13 protein-coding genes are annotated in these 15,690 nt (G+C 38.5%); 10 read left to right on the top strand and 3 right to left on the bottom strand.

The features are described 5' to 3' along the window. Window positions 1–383 precede the first annotated feature (383 nt). The 3 genes from IQ259_RS00330 (at window position 384) to IQ259_RS00320 (ending at window position 4,436) form a co-directional block, all read left to right on the top strand. Window positions 384–2,087, top strand: coding sequence for a serine/threonine-protein kinase (locus IQ259_RS00330; protein ID WP_193879144.1), 1,704 nt, complete (start codon window positions 384–386; stop codon window positions 2,085–2,087). Between the two features lie 545 nt (window positions 2,088–2,632). Further along, a complete protein-coding gene (locus IQ259_RS00325; protein WP_193879142.1) occupies window positions 2,633–3,454 on the top strand; it encodes a Uma2 family endonuclease in 822 nt (273 codons plus the stop codon). An 88-nt stretch (window positions 3,455–3,542) separates the two neighbouring features. Further along, window positions 3,543–4,436 carry a hypothetical protein gene (locus tag IQ259_RS00320; RefSeq protein ID WP_193879140.1) on the top strand — a complete coding sequence of 298 codons (894 nt, stop codon included), beginning with the start codon at window positions 3,543–3,545 and terminating at the stop codon, window positions 4,434–4,436. Window positions 4,437–4,461: 25 nt separating this feature from the next. Here the strand turns inward: IQ259_RS00320 and IQ259_RS00315 are convergent, their stop codons facing one another. Continuing rightward, window positions 4,462–5,088, bottom strand: coding sequence for a peptidoglycan-binding protein (locus IQ259_RS00315; RefSeq protein WP_193879138.1), 627 nt, complete (start codon window positions 5,086–5,088; stop codon window positions 4,462–4,464). A 379-nt stretch (window positions 5,089–5,467) separates the two neighbouring features. Between IQ259_RS00315 and IQ259_RS00310 the strand changes: the two genes are divergently transcribed. The 5 genes from IQ259_RS00310 (at window position 5,468) to IQ259_RS00290 (ending at window position 10,379) form a co-directional block, all read left to right on the top strand. Next, entirely contained in the window at window positions 5,468–6,922 is a 1,455-nt protein-coding gene (locus tag IQ259_RS00310) for a hypothetical protein (RefSeq protein WP_193879136.1), read from the top strand. Window positions 6,923–7,167: 245 nt separating this feature from the next. Next, window positions 7,168–7,428, top strand: coding sequence for an Asr1405/Asl0597 family protein (locus tag IQ259_RS00305; protein ID WP_193879132.1), 261 nt, complete (start codon window positions 7,168–7,170; stop codon window positions 7,426–7,428). A gap of 74 nt (window positions 7,429–7,502) precedes the next feature. Continuing rightward, window positions 7,503–8,186 carry a (2Fe-2S) ferredoxin domain-containing protein gene (locus IQ259_RS00300; protein ID WP_193879129.1) on the top strand — a complete coding sequence of 228 codons (684 nt, stop codon included), beginning with the start codon at window positions 7,503–7,505 and terminating at the stop codon, window positions 8,184–8,186. A gap of 379 nt (window positions 8,187–8,565) precedes the next feature. Further along, window positions 8,566–9,183, top strand: a complete 618-nt coding sequence (locus IQ259_RS00295) for a molybdenum cofactor guanylyltransferase (RefSeq protein ID WP_228014261.1) — start codon at window positions 8,566–8,568, stop codon at window positions 9,181–9,183. Window positions 9,184–9,467: 284 nt separating this feature from the next. Continuing rightward, on the top strand, window positions 9,468–10,379 hold the full coding sequence (locus tag IQ259_RS00290) for an ABC transporter substrate-binding protein (RefSeq protein ID WP_193879125.1): 912 nt from the start codon (window positions 9,468–9,470) through the stop codon (window positions 10,377–10,379). A 312-nt stretch (window positions 10,380–10,691) separates the two neighbouring features. On the opposite strand, the gene IQ259_RS00285 is transcribed toward IQ259_RS00290, so the two are convergent. Both IQ259_RS00285 and IQ259_RS00280 read right to left on the bottom strand, forming a co-directional pair. After that, window positions 10,692–11,882, bottom strand: a complete 1,191-nt coding sequence (locus tag IQ259_RS00285) for an acyltransferase (RefSeq protein ID WP_193879122.1) — start codon at window positions 11,880–11,882, stop codon at window positions 10,692–10,694. Between the two features lie 179 nt (window positions 11,883–12,061). Then, entirely contained in the window at window positions 12,062–12,778 is a 717-nt protein-coding gene (locus tag IQ259_RS00280; protein ID WP_193879538.1) for a DapH/DapD/GlmU-related protein, read from the bottom strand. Between the two features lie 1,316 nt (window positions 12,779–14,094). Here IQ259_RS00280 and IQ259_RS00275 point away from each other — a divergent pair. Both IQ259_RS00275 and hemC read left to right on the top strand, forming a co-directional pair. After that, window positions 14,095–14,496 (top strand): lysozyme inhibitor LprI family protein, encoded by a 402-nt coding sequence (locus IQ259_RS00275; protein WP_193879119.1) that lies wholly within the window; start codon window positions 14,095–14,097, stop codon window positions 14,494–14,496. Between the two features lie 165 nt (window positions 14,497–14,661). Further along, window positions 14,662–15,633 (top strand): hydroxymethylbilane synthase, encoded by a 972-nt coding sequence (hemC, locus tag IQ259_RS00270; RefSeq protein ID WP_193879116.1) that lies wholly within the window; start codon window positions 14,662–14,664, stop codon window positions 15,631–15,633. Window positions 15,634–15,690: the final 57 nt, after the last annotated feature.

Below are 15,690 nucleotides of genomic sequence, written 5' to 3'. Positions count from 1 at the left end.
AAATGAAGTAGAACTGGAACTCAGACCGTAGAAATACCCAAAATAATTTAATTTTGGGGTAGAAGAATATTTTATGATATCAGCTACAAAATTATAAACTGACAAACTAAATTTTTGGATTACAAATTGGACAAAAATTTTTAAATCTGCAAAATTAGCCTTGAAGCTAAAAAATCTGGATTTTAGGCTAGGGAATCAAGAAGAGGACTGAATGATTTCTCCTTTGCTATTTATGCAAGCTTTCCTGAACCAAAACACGATCGCACCTTTTATTAGGGTAGAATATCGCCGCAGGTAACTAACTTGAAAAAGGGAGTAGTCGTACTCCAGACTCAGCTTTGTGATAGCTATCTCTTCAGATATTCTTAAATTTGAATTTATTTATGCAACCACCAATTACAATCGGCACCGTCTTACAAAACCGTTACCGGATAATTCAAATCCTTGGACAAGGGGGATTTGGTAGAACGTATTTAGCCGAAGATCAGCGGCGCTTTAACGAACTTTGTGCAATTAAAGAATTAATTCCCATCGCTACGGGGGCTGCTGCTTGGGAAAAGGCACAAGAGCTTTTTCAGCGAGAAGCTACTATTTTGTATCAAATTGAACACCAACAAATACCGAAATTCCGTGAAAGATTCGAGCAAGACCACCGCTTATTTTTGGTAGAAGACTATATTGCAGGTAAGACTTATCGAGCTTTACTGGTTGAGAAACAATCTATAGGTCAAAGTTTCAGCGAACCAGACGTGTTGCAGTTGATGCGATCGCTATTACCTGTATTGGAACACATTCACAGTCGCGGGATTATTCACCGAGATATTTCCCCAGAAAATATTATTTTACGAGATAGCGATCGCTTGCCTGTCTTAATTGATTTTGGTGTAGTTAAAGAACTTGCAACCCGTTTGCAAATGCCAGATAGTAATATCAACGCTACCAGTGTCGGCAAATTAGGCTATTCTCCCAGCGAACAAATGCAAACAGGACGAGCTTACCCTAGCAGTGATTTGTATGCTCTAGCTGTCACAGGGATAGTACTACTAACTGGTAAAGAACCATCTGAGTTGTTTGATGAAACTCAACTTACCTGGAATTGGCAACGATTTGTGAAGGTGAGTCCGCAATTTGCTCAAGTAATTAATCGGATGTTACACCCTTTACCAAGCGATCGCTATCAAAGCGCAGCTGAGGTCGCCCAAGCATTAAAATTCATCGAGCAACCTGGTGTACAATCATCTCCAGAAGTGTCAAATTTCCAAACAATTGCGGTCGGTCGTCGTCCCGATGCTGTCATACCACAGCCATCCAACCGACCAGAACCCGTAATCCCCCCCAGTCGTTCTAACTCGGTTTTAGATAATCCCTTAGCGTTGGGCGCAATTGGTAGTGCGGTAGTTATCTTAGCTGGATTTGGTTCTTGGGCGTTGGTGAGTTCTATTCGCAGTCAGTCTAATACATCATCAGATACAACACCACCCACACCTCAAACTTTCCCATCACCAGTCATTTCTGGAGGTACAACATTTGGGACACCTACACCCACCAACGTTGAACCCACTATCACAAGTAAGCGTCTGAGATTGGGAGCATCTAACACAGCCACAGTTGAAAATTCTCTCAAAGCCAATCAAATTATTGAATATACCTTTTTTGGGCAAGCAGGAGCCAAGTTAACTACCATGTTAGAACAAGGAACAGGTATTGCGTTGACTGTTTTAGATCCCAATCGCCAACCAGTTGACAGTAGCGCTCAACAAGTAAGCTCTTATACAGGAATCTTGCCGACTAATGGTAGCTATACCATACAGTTAACTCTCGCTCCTGAAGTTAGTGAAAGTGATTATAATCTCAGGGTTGCGTTAGAAAATCCACTCCAGCCGTCACCGACAGAAACTCCCACCCCAACATTTACACCAACACCAACACCAACACCAACGCCAACACCAACATTTCCGTCAATATTTACGCTAACACCAACACCAACATTTCCACCAACATTTACACCAACACCTCCAACTGACGACGACAATCTACCTGTAGATAGCACACTTCAACCAGCGCCAGAGCTACAAAACACACCTTAATACGCACTCAGATACGGCGCATAGCTATGGTGTACACACAAGTCTCTTAGTCAGCAATGTTAATGCCTAGGCTTGCAATGTTAATTCATCGTCCTGCAATATTAATGTCTAGACTCGCAATGTTAATTCATCGTCTTGCAATATTAATGCCTAGACTCGCAATGTTAATTCATCGTCTTGCAATGTTAATGCCTAGACTCACAATGTTAATTCATCGTCTTGCAATGTTAATGCCTATAGCATCGATTCAGTAATCAAAAACCTAACCCCCCAACCCCCTTCCCTTGTAGGGAAGGAGGAGCTAAACTCCCCTCTCCGCGTCGGAGAGGGGTTGGGGGAGAGGTTCTTCCGGCATTACTGAATTGGTGTTCTAGACTCGTAATGTTAATACATCGCCCTGCAATGTTCTGTTAATACATCGACTTGTAAAAATTAACCCTCCCTACTGGCGTAGCAACTTTAAAAAACTTGTGTGTACACGGTAGCTCAACCAAGAGGACAGGTTACAGTCAAAAATTTGTGTAATTAATTCTGTCTGATTACTTATGACTATCTCTTATAACTACATCCCTCAATCTGATCCACCCCTACCTCCTTGGGAAACGCTACCAACAATGTATGATTTACCCAGCGATAACCCAGAGGAACCAGGTTTGCCAGACGATTTTCATTTTTTACAGCCGTTACTTTTATATTTAACTTTTCAACCAATTCACTGGAATCCAGACCTGGTTTATAGTGCGGCTGATTTAAATCTCTATTACGATGTTCAACATCCTTTGTGGTATAAGCGCCCAGATTGGTTTGGTGTTGTCGGAGTCAAAAAACTCTATAAAGGTAAGGATTTGCGTTTAAGTTATGTCACTTGGCAAGAACCTGCAAATCCTTTTGTTGTTGTGGAGTTATTATCTCCTGGGACAGAAGCAGAAGATTTGGGAATTAGCGAAAGAGCAGATGATAAACCTCCTAGCAAATGGGAAGTTTATGAACAAATTCTGCGAATTCCTTACTATATTGTTTTTAGTCGCTACACAAATGAACTCCAAGCATTTCGGTTAGTAGGCGGTCATTATGAACCGATGAATCTAACTGAAGGACGCGTACTCATGCCAGAGTTAAGTTTAAGCTTGGGTGTATGGCAAGGTGCGTTTCGAGATATTGAAAGGTTGTGGTTGCGGTGGTTCACTTTAGAAGGAGAATTAGTTCCTGCACCCACAGAAGAAACTGTTGCAGCTAATGAACGAGCTATTATTGCTGAACAAGAAGCGAGACATGCCAAACAAGAAGCCGAACAAGCCAAAAGAAAAGCAGAACAATTAGCAGAACGTTTACGAAAATTGGGTGTGAATCCTGATGAGTTAATTTAACGTGAGATAAACCCCCAGATAGACTTGCGATCGCCTAAAAATTGTCACAATTAATGACGAGAATAGTTATTTTTGGACAATCAATCCTATGGGCTTCGGTATTGGTGATTTATTCTGGATTTTTCTGCTTCTTTCTTCCCTACAACCTATCTGGCAAAAACGTCAGGTAGAATATCGGCGTGTTCGCAGCCTCCAAGAATTTCAGCAGCAACGCAAAAGTCGGGTGATTTTGCTGATACACCGCCAAGAATCTATTAGTTTATTGGGAATTCCCTTATCACGCTACATCACGATTGAAGATTCAGAACAAATACTGCGGGCAATTCGCCTCACGCCTCCAGATGTTCCCATAGATTTGATTCTGCACACTCCTGGTGGTTTGGTACTAGCTACCGAACAAATTGCTAGGGCATTAATTCGCCACCCATCAAAAGTCAGCGTTTTTGTACCTCACTACGCCATGAGTGGCGGCACAATGCTGGCTTTAGCTGCTGATGAAATTGTTATGGATGCTAACGCTGTTTTGGGGCCAGTTGATCCTCAATTGGGTAACTTTCCAGCCGCCAGCATTTTGAAAGTGGTGAAAGATAAACCCATCGGTGAAATTGACGACCAAACTTTAATCATGGCAGACCTTTCAGCTAAAGCAATTCAGCAAGTACAGCGCTTTGTGCGGACTCTGCTTAAAGATAATATCCCTAGACAAAAGGTTCAGCCAGAAAATATCGAACCGATTATCGAAGCATTGACAACCGGACGCGTTACCCACGACTATCCCATCACTGTAGAAGAAGCAACAGAAATGGGGTTACCCGTCACAGTCGGATTGCCCCGTTCCATTTACGAACTTATGGATTTGTATCCACAACCACAGGGCGGACGGCCAAGCGTACAGTACATTCCCATGCCTTACGATGACCGTCGTCCAATTTTACCTACACCCAAAGGTAGACCTTTAGAAGAACCTAATCAAAGATTTTGAAGTTTTGGCACTGTCTGGCTAATACTTAGGGTGTGGGTGTGGGTGTGGGTGTTGGTGTTGGTGTTGGTTTAGCTGTCGGTGTTGGTTTAGCTGTCGGTGTTGGTTTAGCCGTTGGTGTTGGTTTAGCCGTTGGTGTTGGTTTAGCCGTTGGTGTCGGTGTTGGCTGAGTCCTAGGCTGACCTATAATTTCCTTAGCTTCTGCATTTAGCTTCTGACGGAGTGCTAAATCAGCAATTCCTGTTTCTGGAAGCTGATTTTTTTTCTGATACTCCTTAATCAACTCTTCTGTCCGAAGTCCAAAGAATTGATCACGAGGGAGAGGGGTATTTGGTTTCAGTACTGCATTTAAATTTGCTTGCAGAATTTGCACAATGTTGGCAGCAAAGTCTTGGGTTTTGGGGCCTGCGATCCCATCAACACCAAGCTTGTAGCCTTTTTGAAAATCACTTATTGTCTTTTTTGTTTCCTCGTCTGTCAGAGTTGTGTTTGTGACTTTAACTTTGTAACCTAGTCCCCGTAGCACAGCACGAAACTCCTGTGGCGTATAGTTACGTTGACGAGCCGCAAAGGTACTGTCAGAAATCAGTACACCAGCAGTTACTAAGCAAGTAGCAGCAATGATTGCGCTAGATTTACTCAACTCACACCACATATCTCAAACTCCTTTGAGTTAAATCAGAATTATATAGAGATTAACAGGTGCATTTTACGTTTGCTAAAGTTTTTTTCTCAATGTTTAATCATTTGTGATTAATTAGCGTCCTGTTAATTAAAGTTAACTAAATATTGATATAAATTTTTTGCCATCTTTCTTGAGAAGTATTTAAGTACCTGTGCAGAATTAATTACATATTATAAAGTCATTGCGAATGTATATTTAATTTTGCATTACTACTTAGTAAACATGATTAACTTTAGGCAACTGTATATAAAAGATGACAAAGTAATTAAAAGGGAAAAGACAACAGAGAGCAGTTTTCCTCGTTAAGTTATAACTTATTACTTAAAGCTTGTATAATCTAAAACTAAAAATGGTTACTCAAACATTGTCAAAACGGAAAAACCTATGGTTTGAAAGATTGATGGCATTAATCGCCACAATAAACTTAGGCTTAGTTCTGTTTGATTTGACTTATGTACAGTGGCGTGATTTTTACTTGCGGAGATTACCCAATATTACCCAAATCTATGATCCAATTAAGGGCATTGAACCCCATAGAGAAACGCAAAGTTATTTAAAAGCAGTAGATGCACTAAAAGAACAGGTAAGTCAGACAGGGTTAACATCACCACAAGCGAAGACAAAGCTAGAAGAACTGAGTCGTCTTAGTGCTGAGATGATTGATAGCAATCCATTTGCAGCAGTTGGCAAGAGTGGTACTCTAGAAAAAATTAAAAACCGGATGCGCGATCGCATCGGCGAAAATTCTGCCAAGCAGTCCTTTGACACTTTTTGGAGTCAAGCTTATCTATCCGAAACAGGCTGGAATCAAGAAATTAACTTTTTTAATCAAAAAATTAGTCCTTTAATTGCTACCAACTACTATCGCCAAATCGATGAAAATGGTGAATATGTTAATGATTTTTGGCTAATTGACCTACCATTTGTCACTATATTTGCCGTAGAGTTTCTGGCACGTATCTTTTATATCAAACGTCGCCATCAAAGTTTTAGCTGGTTAAATGCGATATTTTGCCGATGGTATGACATATTTTTGCTATTACCATTTTGGCGATGGTTGCGAGTTATACCTGTAATCGTGCGCCTTGACCAAGCACAACTATTAAATCTCCAGCCATTGCAGCACCAAATTAATCAAACAATAGTCGCGAATTTTGCCGAAGAACTCACAGAAATTGTCGTAGTCAGAGTAATTAACCAAATTCAAATTTCGATTAAACAAGGTGATTTCACCCGCTGGGTGTCGCAACAAGAAAGTCTACGTCCTTATATAGATATCAATAATGTTAATGAAATAGAAGCGATCGCCAGCATTTTAGTGCAAACCGTCGTCTACCAAGTTCTACCTAAAATTCAGCCGGAATTGGTGGCCATTTTACGTCACAACATCGACACTGCACTTCATCAAGTCCCCATCTATCGCAATCTCCAAGGATTACCAGGAATCGGACAAGCACAAACTCAACTCAGCGAACAACTAGCCACCCAAATTACTACCAGCTTGTATGGTGCTTTAGTCAGCGCTGTCGAAGATCCTGTAGGTGCAAAACTCACAACTCAACTTGTGCAAAGCTTCACCACAGCTTTAGGGGCAGAAGTACAGCAAAAGCATGTAATTGCCGAAATTCAAAGCTTACTGTTTGATTTCTTAGAAGAAGTCAAGCTTAACTATGTGCAGCGCCTATCTCAAGAAGATATAGACGAAATTGTCGAGCAAACTAGACAGCTAAGAACACAACCATTCATTCAGCCAATAGTAGAGCAAGGTTCTGCGATCGTCGAAAGGCGCAGAAAACCTTTATAAATAAAATTTTTAGCACAAACTTTATTAACTTTGATTAAGCTCAAAGCTTTATGACATAAGCTGTTGAGCTTGTTCACATGGCTAAAATTACTGCGAAACTTTCAGATTTTTTTGTCATGTCAACTGAGAATAGTTCGCACTTGGGTTATTCTTATTTAAAGAGGCTGCACTCCCAAAATTCCAAAAATCAGGGAGCTAAGGCACGCTAGTTACTGCAAGTTTGTCGCACTTTGAGGGTTAGTCTCTTGAAATCGTTCAGTTTCGGTTCAGAAATAGACCAAAAATACCTTGTTGACGTTAATTGGGCAGATCGCTGGCAAGTCTATCAACGTTTAAAGGAGCTAGATATTCCCTGTTGCTGCGAGACTAACCAGCCATTGCAAGTTGAAATTGCTAACCCTTTGGCTGTAGTTCAATTTTGGTGTGTGATGCAGCGATTTACGGCTTGTCGTCAAGAACTAATTCAGATTCTTGAGCATAATTGGCACAGCCGCTACCAACAGTAATAACTAGGGACAGATGTCTGAAATCTCTCACGTAGTTAGAACAGAATTATTTGGTAAAAAAGAGGGCAAAAAATATGGGTACAATCTACAGTACGGAAATTACGGAATTTTGCCTTGAGGGCAGATTTATAGATTTTGTTATTAAAGATGGTTATAAGTTAAAAGGTTTAAGGTTAGAGACTTGCGAGGGTGAATGCTATGTTAAGCTGGCGAAACATTTAAGGGCTGCTTTTGATTGGCGATTACCACAAGGCACTTGGTTGCAAGTTGTTGGTACAAAAAAATACGACGCGAAAAAAGATGAGTTTACCCTCAAAGCTGAACGAGTCATGGCAGCGCGTTCTGATTTAGGAAAAGTTTCGTCAAGCACTGCATTACAGGAACCTCCAGCTAGTAATGATGCCCAGGCAAAACCAGCAAAAGCGAAACAGACAATTTTAATGTGTCAAAAGTCTGACTGTTGGAAACGCGGTGGTAAAGCCGTTTGTCAGGCATTTGAGGCAGCATTGAGCGATCGCGGTTTAGAAGACCAAGTTACCATCAAAGGTACTGGCTGCATGAAAAACTGTAAAGCTGGCCCCAACGTGGTTATGCCAGACAAAACTCGCTACAGCCGCATCCAAACATCCCAAGTTTCTACACTGATGGACAAGCATTTTGCTGACAAGCGCAAGGATAAGCAAACCGGCAGTTTAGAACCTTTAGCAATAAATATCTCTAATTTCGATGAAGTTTCTGTAAAAATTTCGGCAATTTAATGAGAATATTTAGAAGTGTTTTTTTAATGTGTTCCCTCAATGCTCGGCTGTAATTCTTGAAATAAATTTGCAAGAGTTACCTGTGAATGGCTTAAGCCAATTTAGTAAATTTTTGAAAAGTAAAAACTACAGGGCTAGTACCGCAAAGCGGAAGTCAAAAGTCAAAAGAAATACAGCATAAACGTTTCATGGATTTGAAATGGGTTGTTTATTTCCGCAGCGCTGTACTAGTATTTACCAGCCTGTTAATTTTTTAGGTAGGGTGCTGCACTCTACCCAAACTTATCAATTGCTAATTCTGTCAGTTTAGTTTTTTAACCCTGCCACCTGCTATAAAAAAACTACACCTGTCAGGCAAGGAGCAAGGGAAAAAGAACTCATGATAAATGACTCAGCACTTTTATCTGCCATTGTTTTAGCTGGTGGTAAAAGTTCTCGTATGGGACAAGATAAAGCTTTGCTTCTTGTTAAAGGTGTCCCTTTATTACAGAGAGTTTGTAACATTGCAGCGGCTTGTTCTGACACTGTGTATGTTGTAACTCCCTGGCCAGAACGCTATCAATATTTGCCTTTACCTCATTGTCAGTTTATTCAAGAAGTGCCTTTGTTGGGTGCAATTGGTAATGAACCTTTAAACCACGGCCCTCTGGTGGGGTTTGCTCAAGGCTTGGCACAGGTGCAAACTGATTGGGTGATGCTGTTAGCTTGCGATTTACCGAAGTTGCAGGTTGAGGTGTTGCAAGCATGGGTGGCTGAACTTGATAGTAATAGTATAGGAGATGCGATCGCGGCTTTAGCACATCATACTAAAGGCTGGGAACCTCTATGTGGTTTCTATCGCCGCCGTTGTTTGCCACAACTATTAGATTTTATCAACCAAGGCGGGCGATCGTTTCAGCAGTGGCTTCAGCAACATCCTGTAAAAGTTTTGCCATTGCCTGCTGCGGACATGCTACTTAACTGTAACACCCCAGAAGATTGGGCATTGATGCAATAAAAACAGCATTTCAGCCAGCAATTAACTGAAAATCCAAGTTTTGATTAATCTTTCTAACTAGTAAAAAGTTTTACTATAAATTTTTTACGAAAATCAACAATTGTTATTTAATTAACAATTATTTTTTAAGCTAGTACTGTATATTGTGTAAAGCTTTTCTCAATAAACCTTGTATACTTAAAGGCGAGTGGCGTAGCTATAAATTCTTGGGGAGTTTTGGCTAGTGTCTCCACTCGCCTTTTTTATAATATATTAGGCACAATCATAACAAGTGATTTTTTTATATGTATCGTCGTTGGATATTATCTGCATTAGCAATTATATTAGGTCTAGTTTTAAATGCGTGTAGCACTGCAACCATTCAGCCGCCACAGGCACAAGTAACCACAATTACGCCAACATCTAACCAGCAAAAATCAGCTAAGAGAGTTGTTACCCTTTCATCACTTGCTACAGATATTATTTATCAACTTGATAAAACAAAGCTAGTCGGTATTGCTGGAAGTACATTATTTAAAAATGACTCAAGCTTTAAAGATATTCCTCGTGTTAGCGAAGGCCAAACTCCTCCTAATTTGGAAAAAATTGTTGCCCTAAAACCAGATTTAGTCATTGGCGTAGAGGGTTTTTCTAACCAAGCAATTCAAAGGTTACAGGAATTAGGAGTTCCAACTTTACTCACTCAAGTGAAGACATGGGAATCTTTAGAAAATCTTACTCAAAAACTTGCTGAGTTAATTGGTGCGAATCCCCAGCCTTTATTAAATCACTACAAAAGTTTTTTGCCAGATAAAGCAACACATAATCTCTCTACTCTAGTTTTGGTGAGTAATCAGCCCATTCTAACGCCGAATAAAAACAGTTGGGCTGGAGATTTGCTAGAAAATTTTCAGGTGAAGAATGTAGCAGCAGAATTACAAGGAAAAAGTCCTTTTGGTGGTTATGTTACTCTATCAGCAGAAAAAGTTTTAGAAGCTAATCCAGAGACAATAATTGTAGTTAATCCTCCACAAGCAAATTCACAAACTGAGATTTTAGAATCATTTAATAAAGAACCTTTCTGGCAAAAACTAAAAGCAACTCAGAATAATCGAGTTTATATTTTTGACTATTATGGATTGGTAAACCCAGGCAGCATAGATGCAATTCAAAAAGCTTGTGAGCAGCTTAAAAAAGATTTGTTTGCATCAAATTGAACAACGCTTTGGCTTTCCTTTTTTTCTACAAAGCTATAGATAGCAAAACAAAGATGACTATAGAGAAAGGGGATTTAAGCTGAACATAATTTGTTAAACACAATTAATTGCACAGATATTAAAAATTAGTAGATTGAAAAATTTAGTTTTTCATATCGAACATAAATTGGCTCATTTAAAAAAATACTTAGCCATTAAAAATCGCGGTCGATAAAATATCTTACCGCGAGTCGCTAATCATACTGTCAACAATTATGTAGTTAAATCTTCTATCTAGAAACAAAAGAAATATTGTTCATGCTGTCATTATGTCTAAAGTTGTGATGAGGCTACAGCATCTTTGACTTTCCGCTTTTTTAAGAAACTGGACATAAATGGCCGTTCAAAAAATAAGTAAAACCAATAAGAAATGATGAGTGAAAATACTATGCCTAGCAAGTAAGATGCTGCTGCAAACATATCTGGTGAGATTGGCAGATAAAACAGGAAGTAACGCACAAAGACTAAAACTATACCATGAGTCAGATATAAGCTATAAGAAAATGTTCCAAGTGCGATCGCCCAAGGATGTTCTAATATCCGTAGTATTAAAGATGGCTGTTTTCCGTCAATTATTGATTTGGTTATAAAAATAAATAGACAAGCAAATGCCAAACCAGCAAAACTCTGATTAATCCATATGTGCAATCCTAGTGGCCGCCATTCAGTTATGAAGGCAATACAAGTAAAGATGATAGCCAAGCGTCCCCAAGGTAGAAAATTTCTCATAGCTGCTAGCTTGGGTTTTTGAGAAAATCCAATATCTGCGGCTGCCATTCCTAAACAAAATATGCCTAAAAGCCAAGGACTGGCTTGTTCAAGAAATCCATTTAACAAGTATAGAGGTGTTAAACCAATTGCAAAGGCGATGATGACAAGCATCAATAATCCAAAACGCCGCCATATAGGCAACAATAATAGCGGAAACAAAAAGTACATTTGCCATTCTGTGGCAATAGTCCACATAGGTGAGTTGATAGTTATGTATGTATGTTCACTAAAATTGTGGACTAATAAGAGGTGAGATAAAACATCAATCAAAGAAAACTTAGGTGAAAATGAGCCGAGTCCAGCTACTTCATTCCATTGAAATGCAGTGAATTTCTCTACAATGAAAATTCCTGCTCCTATTAAAAGACAGATAAATAAATTTACGTAATAAGGTGGCAGAATTCGCCGCGATCGCCTCTTGATATAATTAATCAAACTTCCTGGCAATTTGCCATCTTCAGAACGAGCTACTGGCAGCATTAAAACATAACCAGAAAGCACAATGAAACTAATTACACTAAATGCTCCATATTTCATAGTCCTGACCAACAAAAACCAGTGTAAAGGCAATTGCTCTCCAATGGCTGGTTCAATATGGACAAGTACAACATACAGAGATGCTAATCCACGTAAACCATCTAAATACGGGAGATGGAGTCTCTTCTGGGTAGATTTTTCTGTGATTTTTGTCATTGAGTTAATCTCCTACTATGTTTTAGATGGTAGATTCCCAGACTTTTCTTAGTAGTAGAATTCCTGTTTAATTAAAAAGCATTTATTTTTTATCTTCTTTTAAAAAGAAATTGCATATTGTGTTAGCTAATGGTCATTTATGTAAAGAGAAAACGACCAGTAGTTGATTACCTAAAAACTTAGTTTGGAGATGGCAGAGGTAATTCTGTAGACTTGACCACTTCTTTACCATCACGGCTTTTAATTACTTGGGCAGGTACACCCACTGCTACTGAAAATGGAGGAATATCTTTAGTAACAACAGCACCAGCACCAATCACACTACCTCTACCAATGGTTACTCCATCTAATACTTTCACTCCATGTCCTAGCCAACAATCATCTTCAATTACAATCCCCTTACAAGTAATACCTTGGTATTTAATTGGCTTCTTCGGATCTGTAAAATTATGATTATTGGCATATATTCCAGTATGGGCTGCAATTAAACAGTGTTTACCAATTTTGATATCTCCAGGGCCTGCAATACAAACGCTAGGGCCAATAAAAGTATCGTGATCAATGTGAATACAAGTATTATTTAATGCACCTATCACAACATTACGCTCAAGGATAACGCCGTTTTCTAGATGAATTATATTATTTTCGTGTCCTTTTCCATCTATACGTACACCTTTAAAAATATATACTCCATTACCAATTTCAATAGAATCAGTACTGATAAATTCAACACCATCTTGAATATAAACTGAGCTACCTATGTGCAAAAAAATAGTGCGATATAGCCAATTGCGTAACTTGACACCCCCAAGAATTGTTGGAACATCACTTAAAAAAGTCATTAATAAAAGTTCTTGAAGCCGCTTCAGTTTTGCAAAATATTTCAAGTTATTCATGGCTCTATTATTTCCAACTAAATTATGAATTTGGAGATTTGTAGAATCGTAAAATGCCTCAATAAAAACATCCTGTATTTGAGTCTTGCTATTTATCATCTTTATTTTTATATCTGCATTACTAGGCTGCTGATTAATAAAAAGTAAGATGGATCAAGCTTTTCAAATATTTGAAAAACTCAAGGCAAGCTCTAAATTTAGAAACTATTAAATACAGGTACTATTTAATTGTTAGACATAGCTATACAAGAAATGCTGTATTTATTTACAAGCAAATTCTGTAATTAGTATTTAGTGTATGTACTTATTTGGAAATTAGAGAAAATACTTTTTTATATTCGTTACTGATTAATACTGAAACTTAATGCTTTATCACAACATCAAATACCTAACTACCGATATTTGTTAGTTAGAAATTTGACAAGCTACTAGAATTTCAGATGTTCAGTTATCAAATATCAAAGTAGTTATTTCAATTCAATTACATCTGTTTATACTGTTCCAAAGTCGGAACCAAATTTACTCGCTGCTATCAAAATGTAATTGTTGAATTTCTCATGAAATTTCCAAGCAAGTACAAACACGTTAATTTAGGGGGGAGTGTCTCCAACTTCAGCCATCACGTTGAAGTTAATCATCGGAGCAAACAAATAAAAACTTCCCCGATTACTATAACGGCTTACTTGCAGCCAGTTTTTAGAGTCTGCTGCTGTTGTCATCATTACGTACACAGAGAATTTAGATACTCACTAAAGCGCCTTTATAGTGACACAAATAGTGTGCTTCCACCATCCTAAAAGAGACTTATAAAAGTATTATCAAGAAACGGTAAAGTTTAAAGGAAAAATATAAAGATTTCAAAATCAACATAATTGTTTTATCCGTAGCTTTCTAGTTTAAGGCATTAATTATACTGCTACATAAATTTCTATTAATTAAATAGATAACTACTAAAAAGCAGTGTAAATACAGACATTAAAAAGTGACCATTGCTTTAATTTTAGTGCTTCATTAGACCGTAAATTTTACTGTTAATCTTTAAAATTAACTATTGGCAGTAAGTTTTTATTTTTATTCAATAAAAACTTATCTAAAAAGCGATACAGGTATGTAGCTGCTGCTTAGTATTTAATCCTGCAATGTCTACATCCATTCCTGTAAAACTTTATTATTGCAACTTTAGCCCGTTTTTAACTTATTCGTATTGAATTTTACAAACGTAGTTTTTGACTGACTTTTTAACTCCCATAAAATATTTGTTTAAAATGTCTATTGTTCCGGTCACAGTTACCTATATTTAGAGGAAAAATGCTATTATGCGTCAGGGATTACCATTATTCGTCAGTATCTTGATTGTTAGTAATTTGAACGTTAATACTGTAGCACTAGCAAACATACATTTAGCCCAAAAATTCGATTGTAATGATGCTCAAACTCAATTAGAAATTAATATTTGCGCTCAGTTCGCATATCAAAATGCGGATAAAAAATTGAACCAAGTTTATAAACAACTGTTACCAAAATTGTCAAAGTCTAGACAACAAAAATTAATTGCTGCACAGTTAGCATGGATTAAATTTCGTGATGCTAGTTGTGAGTTTGAAAAAAGTGCATACGAAGGAGGAAGTATCGCTCCCGCTATTTATTCTGTCTGCTCGGAAGAAATCACAAAACAGCGTACTCAACAATTACGCAATTATCTCCAACGCGACCGTTAATTCAACATATTATGTATTGTTAAGTTATTAAAAATAAAGTAAAAAAATGTAAAGTAAATTAAAAATAAAATTGCCAGGAATGAAGCGATCGCAATTCGCGGAGTCACTCACTGCGGTAGTCTAGATGAGAGTGAATAATATTGCCTGGTTTGACATATCGTTATTATGACTTCAGTTGTTTCCAGTGCTACACGCACAATTCGTATTGGTTCTCGTAAAAGTCAACTTGCTCTAGTTCAGACCTATTGGGTAAGAGAGCAATTACAAAACAGCTTCCCAGATATAAATTTTGAAGTCCACACCATGTCTACCCAAGGCGACAAAATCCTGGATGTAGCATTGGCCAAGATTGGCGATAAAGGACTATTTACTAAAGAGCTTGAACTGGGAATGATCAACCAGGAAATTGACTTTGCCGTTCATTCTCTCAAGGATCTGCCGACTAATTTACCAGAAGGGTTAACACTAGCGGCAATCACGGAAAGAGAAAACCCAGCCGATGCCCTAGTTGTACATGAAAAGTACAATGACAAGCAAATTGACACTCTACCAGCAGGTGCAGTGATTGGGACATCCTCATTGCGGCGACTAGCACAGTTACGCCATCAATTTCCCCATTTTACTTTTAAAGACGTGCGTGGAAACTTGAATACCCGTTTGGCTAAACTGGATGCTGGTGAATACGATGCGCTAATTTTAGCAGCAGCCGGATTACAGCGCTTGGGAATGGGCGATCGCGTTCATCAAGTTATCCCCAAAGAAATTTCTCTCCATGCTGTTGGACAAGGTGCTTTGGGAATAGAATGCCGTAGTGATGACAAAGAGTTGATATCCTTACTAAAAGCGATCGAACATCCCGAAACACGCGATCGCTGTCTAGCAGAAAGAGCATTTTTGCGGGATCTTGAAGGTGGTTGTCAAGTACCTATTGGTGTAAATACTGAAATTGATGATGGTAATTTAACACTGACTGGTGTGGTTGCTAGTGTAGATGGTCAGAAACTAGTTAAAGATACCGTCTCCGGGACAGTCAGCAATGCCGAAGCATTGGGTACAGAATTAGCCAACCGCCTGCGACAACAAGGCGCACAGGAAATTCTCGAACAAATCTTTGCCGAAATCCAACGGGGTTCTTAAACTACTGGCAAACAGATGTGGTTAGATAAAAATAATTACTAATTCGTAATTCGTAAT

The organism is Fortiea sp. LEGE XX443, assembly GCF_015206815.1.
Taxonomy (GTDB): Bacteria; Cyanobacteriota; Cyanobacteriia; order Cyanobacteriales; family Nostocaceae; genus Nostoc_B.
This window is presented reverse-complemented; position numbering and strand designations above follow the sequence as displayed.